The organism is Kitasatospora sp. NPDC054768, from assembly GCF_053612025.1.
In genome coordinates, this window is record NZ_JBSHBN010000292.1 from 1 (window position 1) to 5232 (window position 5232).

5 protein-coding genes are annotated in these 5232 nt (G+C 74.2%); 2 read left to right on the forward strand and 3 right to left on the reverse strand.

The window, feature by feature from the left end; translation table 11 throughout:
• Positions 1-59 precede the first annotated feature (59 nt).
• Together ACWGKU_RS40325 and ACWGKU_RS40330 are read right to left on the reverse strand one after the other, a co-directional pair.
• A complete protein-coding gene (locus ACWGKU_RS40325) occupies positions 60-1109 on the reverse strand; it encodes a hypothetical protein (protein WP_452179135.1) in 1050 nt (349 codons plus the stop codon).
• Positions 1106-1618, reverse strand: coding sequence for a SigE family RNA polymerase sigma factor (locus ACWGKU_RS40330; protein ID WP_359915512.1), 513 nt, complete (start codon positions 1616-1618; stop codon positions 1106-1108). Before ACWGKU_RS40330 ends, ACWGKU_RS40325 begins: the two co-directional genes overlap by 4 nt.
• Positions 1619-1726: 108 nt before the next feature.
• On the opposite strand from ACWGKU_RS40330, the gene ACWGKU_RS40335 reads away from it, so the two are divergent.
• Positions 1727-2365 (forward strand): hypothetical protein, encoded by a 639-nt coding sequence (locus ACWGKU_RS40335; RefSeq protein WP_401055334.1) that lies wholly within the window; start codon positions 1727-1729, stop codon positions 2363-2365.
• 101 nt (positions 2366-2466) lie between these two features.
• On the opposite strand, the gene ACWGKU_RS40340 is transcribed toward ACWGKU_RS40335, so the two are convergent.
• The gene (locus ACWGKU_RS40340) at positions 2467-3510 is read right to left on the reverse strand and encodes an RDD family protein (RefSeq protein ID WP_452179134.1); all 1044 of its coding nucleotides are present in this window, start codon (positions 3508-3510) and stop codon (positions 2467-2469) included.
• 308 nt (positions 3511-3818) lie between these two features.
• Here ACWGKU_RS40340 and ACWGKU_RS40345 point away from each other — a divergent pair, with 308 nt between their 5' ends.
• The gene (locus ACWGKU_RS40345) at positions 3819-4823 is read left to right on the forward strand and encodes a stage II sporulation protein M (RefSeq protein ID WP_452179133.1); all 1005 of its coding nucleotides are present in this window, start codon (positions 3819-3821) and stop codon (positions 4821-4823) included.
• Positions 4824-5232: the final 409 nt, after the last annotated feature.

Genomic DNA, 5232 nt, shown 5'->3' on the forward strand with positions numbered 1-5232 from the left:
CGGGGGGCGCCGGCCGCCGGCGTCTGCGGGCCCGTCGGCCGGTTCGTCGGCCGCTCCCGTCAGCGGGGCCGGTCCGCGGGCCCCGTCGCGGTCCAGGAGGCCTCGTCCGCACCGAGCACGGTGAACCGGCCGAGCAGGCCCGCCAGTCCGCCGGCCTGTTGCACCGGCGGGCTCCCCGCGGCCGTCCCGTTGGCGCAGAGCCGGACGCCCTTGTCGACGCGGCACACCGGGGTGCCGCCGTCCGGCCTGCCGTCGACGAACACCCCGAAGCTCTCCGGCTGGACGGTGACGCTCAGCCACTTCCCGTCGACGGTGTACGACAGGATGGCGCTCCACGGGGGCTCGGTGTCCTTCGAGGGCCGGTGGATCTCGATGTTCCGCGGCTTGAGCTCGGCGGGCAGGCCGGTCGGCCGCACCGGGAACGGGACGTCCCGGCCGCCGAACTCGACGCCGGCCGCGACCCTGATCAGGTCCTCCTTGACCTTCGCCCCCGTCCACAGCGTGGCCCTCAGCTCGGCCCGGCGACCGGAGGCGGTCATCCAGCGCAGGCCGACCGGGACTCCCGATGCGTCGGTGACCAGCCACTGGGCCTCCCGGCCGGCGACCGCGGGCGCGGCGACCGTGTGCACCCCGGGGGCGAGGGACTCGCCGGGGCCGCGCAGCAGTTCGAGCTTCAGGGTGGGGACGGCGTTCTCGACGACGGTCGTGGTGGCGGCGGTGGTGACGGACCGTCCGTCGCCGTTCGCGTAGCCGACGGCCGGTCGGGCCAGCCACGGCGGCAGCCAGCCGAAGCGGGCCTCGGCGCTCAGCGGGCCGGTGGACGCCGTCGGCGTCGGGACGGTGGTCGGGGACGGCGTGGGCGAGGCCGGGGCGGTCGGCGGGGGGACGGCCGGTGCGGGAGGCCCGCCGGCCGGGCGCAACAGCAGCACGCCGGCCAGCACGGCGGCGGTCGACCCGGCCACCACGCCGATCAGCGCCTGCCGGCGGCGGCGCAGCCGGACCCGCCCGCGGGCGATCACCGCCGAGGTGTCGAGCGCGGCGGGCGGCGCCGGGGTCTCGGCGAGGGCGCCCAGCCGGGCGGTGAGATCACGCTGCTCGTGCGTCCTCATGACGTCCTCTCGGCGGTGGTGGGGCGAGCGGCGAGCGTCGTCCGGAGGGTGGCGAGAGCGCGCGAGGTCTGGCTCTTCACATTGCCCGAGGAGCAGCGCATCGCCTCGGCGGTCTGATCGACCGTGAGGTCGCAGTAGTACCGGAGCACCACGGTGGCGCGTTGCCTGGGCGGCAGCGCGGCCAGCGCCCTGCGCAGGTCGAGCTGGACGTCGAGGTCGGCGGCCACCGAGGCGACGTCCACCGGCGTCGCGGTCCGCGACGTCCGCCGCCACCAGGACGAGCGCTGCTCGGCGAGGAAGGTGTTGACCAGCACCCTGCGGGCGTAGCCGTCCAGGTTCTCGACCCGGCCGGCCCGTGACCAGTTCACGTACAGCTTGGTCGCGCACTCCTGCACCAGGTCGTCGGCCCGGTGCCAGTCCCCGCACAGCAGATAGGCGACCTTGCGCAGCCAGCCGCTCCTGGAGGCCACGTACTCCGTGAACTCCGCGTCGCGCGTCCGCTTCGCCATCCGCACCCCCTCTCGTCGTGGTGGCGACGCACAGCCGCGCCGTCCGCCGCTCTAATGCGGGCACCGGCCGGAAGGTTGCACGCGCGGCGCGCACGTAGGCTTTCCGGCATGCCCAACGGCCGGTACTCGCTCCACGACCCTCATGACCACGTCCCGCTCGGGGAGGAGCGCTTCAGCTGCGCGCCCGGGGCGGCCGGGTGGCGGTACGTCTCCAAGACCTACGCGCCGGACGGCCGGGTGCTCGGCAGCACCGACCTCACGCTGGACTCGCGCGCCCGGCCGCTGCGGATGGAGCTGCGGGCCGGGGGCTGGCAGGTGCGCGGCGGAGCGGTGGACGGGGTGGCCTGGGTCCGCACCGACGCGGCCGACCCCGGCGGCGAGCACGCGGCGGAGGGCCACGACCGGGCGCACGCCTTCACCGGCCGCTCGCCGGGCTTCCTGGTCGCCACCGCCCGGCTGCTGAGGCTGGCGGAGGGGGCGAGCGCGCGGGTGCGGCTGGTGGCCTTCACCGAGCCGGTGCTGGCTCCGCGCACCCTCGACCAGGGGTGGCTGCTGGAGGGCGTCGACACCCACGAGACGGATTCCGGGCCGCTGCTGGTCGAGCGGTACCAGGTGGCGGACCTGGAGACGGGCGAGCAGCAGGTGGTGCACCTGGCGGGGGACGTGGTGCTGGCGGCGGAGGGGATCGAGCTGGAGGAGCTGGCGTCGCCGCCGAACGCCTGGCGGGTGGGGGCGGAGGAGGAGTAGCGGTCCGGTAGGGCCGTGCCGGCCAGGCCAGGCCAGGCCAGGCCAGGCCAGGCCCGGCCCTACCCGGCCGATCCGACCCGACCCGACCCGACCGGCTCGGCTCAGGCGGGCGGGGCGAAGCCGGTGTCGGTGGCGGGCTTGTCGAGGGACGGAGCCGTCGGGGCCGCCGGGGCCGGGGGCGAAGCAGGGGCGGCGGGCGGTACGGGCACCGGCGGTGCGGTGGGCGCGGTCGGGGCCACCGGTGCGGGCCGCTGCGCCGGCAGGCCGAGGACGCGGACGGGCCGTCCGTCGGCCGTGACCGTCGGCGCGGGCGCGGGGACCGGACCGGAGGCCGGACGGGGAGCGGGCACCTGGGCGGGTCCCCGTCCGGCCGCCCACAGCTGCTCCTGGGCCCGCATCCACTCCCGCCGCTGGCGCTCGGTGAGCACCGCGCCCAGGTACGCCGCCGGGTGCAGCCCCGGCGCGATCGGGTGGCCGATCCGGGCGGACAGGTCCTCGGCGAGCCGGGTGGACATCCGGAGCATCACCGCCGGATCCAACTGGCCGATCCGGCCGAGCAGCTGGCGGATGGCCAGCCAGAGCGGCTCGGGTACGGCGGACAGGTCCATCGCGACCAGCTCGTGGCCCATCGCCTGCAGCAGGTGCGGGTGGACCGGCGGCAGCGGGGAGGCGGAGCCGCCCGCGCCCGGGGTGCGCTCGCGGACGACCACCGTCCCGGCGAAGATGTCGCCCAGCCGCTTGCCGTCCGAGTGCACCACCGAGGTGATCACGGCGGGGGCGCCGGTCAGCACGATCATCTCGAAGAAGCCGACCAGCCCGCGCACCAGCGAGTGCCGGAACCGCACCGGCCCGCCGTCGGTGCGCACCACCCGCAGGCCGAGCGCGGCCTTGCCGAGCGAACGGCCGCGGGTGAGGGTCTCGACCATCACGGGCACGGCCACCAGGAAGAACACCATCAGGCCGATCATCGTGGCGGCCAGCGCCGCGCCGTCGAGCCCGATCAGGGCGAGGCTCAGCAGCAGCGTGAACACCAGCAGGGCCGCGAACTCCACCAGCAGGTCGATCACGATCGCCAGGGCCCTGCTCGGAAGCTTCGCCGTCCGGAGGCCGAGAACGACCGCCTCACCCGTCACCAGGTCGCTCAAGACACCTGTCCGTTCACGTTCTTGGAGCCCGTACGGCTCGCCCATGGAGATCCGCTCCTGGGAGTGCGGCAGTGCCGGGGGAGGGAATCACCCCGGATCGGCCCCCCTGACCCGCTCTCCGCAGTCTGATCCGCAGCCGCAAACATACGGGGCCCGGCAGGCGCACGGGAAGTGAGATCCCGGCGGCCGCGGCGGCGGCCGCTGCTGGCATGCTGGGCCGCACGTGTCCGCCCGGACCCGCCGCCCGCCCGGACGCACCCGCCCGCGCACGCACGTCCGCGCCCGCCGCCGATCATGGAGCCGCCGAAATGGACCTGGACGTCTTCGTCGCCACCCACCAGGGGGAGTGGGCCCGGCTGGACGCCCTCGCCCGCCGGCGCCGGCTCGGCGGGGAGGAGGCCGACGAGCTGGTCACGCTCTACCAGCGCGCCACCGGACACCTCGCCAAGGTCCAGGCCGCCGCGCCCGACCCGGCCCTGGTGAGCCGACTGACCGGGCTGGTCTCGCGCGCCCGCAGCGCGGTCACCGGCGCCCGGACCAACGGCTGGCAGGACGTCGCCCGCTACTACGCGGTGAGCTTCCCCGCCGCGCTCTACCGCGCGCGCCGCTGGTGGGTGCCGGTGGCGATCGTCTCCATGGCGGCCACCGCACTGCTCGCGTGGTGGATGGCCACCCACCCCGAGGTCCGCAACAGCCTGATCGCCCCCGAGTACCTCGACGAGCTGACCCGCCCCGGCGGCCAGTACGAGGCGTACTACTCGGACCGGCCGGCCAGCTCCTTCGCGGCACAGGTGTGGACGAACAACGCCTGGATCGCCGTGCAGTGCCTGCTGTTCGGGATCGCGCTGGGCGTTCCGGTGCTCTACGTGATGTGGACCAACGTGGTGAACCTCGGCATCGGCGTCGGACTGATGGCCTCCGCCGGGCGCCTCGACGTCTTCCTCGGCCTGCTCATTCCGCACGGCCTGCTGGAGCTGACCGCGGTCTTCGTGGCCGGCGGCCTCGGGCTGCGCCTCGGCTGGACCGTGATCGACCCCGGCCCGCGCACCCGCTCGGTGGCGCTGGCCGAACAGGGCCGCGCGATCATCGGCATGTCGATCGGCCTGGCGACGGTCCTGGCCGTCTCCGGTGTCCTGGAAGCCTTCGTGACCCCGTCCGGCCTGCCGACCTGGGCCCGCATCTCCATCGGCGTGCTGGCCGAGGCGGCCTTCCTCCTCTACGCCCTGGTGCTGGGCCGAAGGGCCGCCGAGGGCGGGGAGTTCGGCGATCTGGAGGCGGCCGACCGAGCGGACCTCCAGCCGGTCGCCGCCTGAGTCGATGTGATCCACAGGCCCCTGACCTGCTAGTCTTCCTCTCGTCCGGCCAAACCATTGACGTGGTGAGGGTGGGCTAGTAGGTTTCAACGGTTGGGACTGACTGGACAATGGTCGGTCCCGGGCGTTAGTGTCTACGACACCGCCGAATCGAGGCGAGTGCATTTCACGAAATGCGCACCCTCCGACGAAGCAAATCCCACGGACTGAGCACTCCGAAAGCCTTGATAGGCTTCGGAACGAAGTTCGCAGGAAATCCCGCCAGCGGGAATCGGATGAATGAAGCCCCGGTAAACGGAGCGGAAAACGTCTGGTAAGCTGGAAACACGAAAGAACGAAGCCCGGAGGGTCCGCTGGAAGGCGGTCCGAAGGAAGCGTCCGTTCCTTGAGAACTCAACAGCGTGCCAAA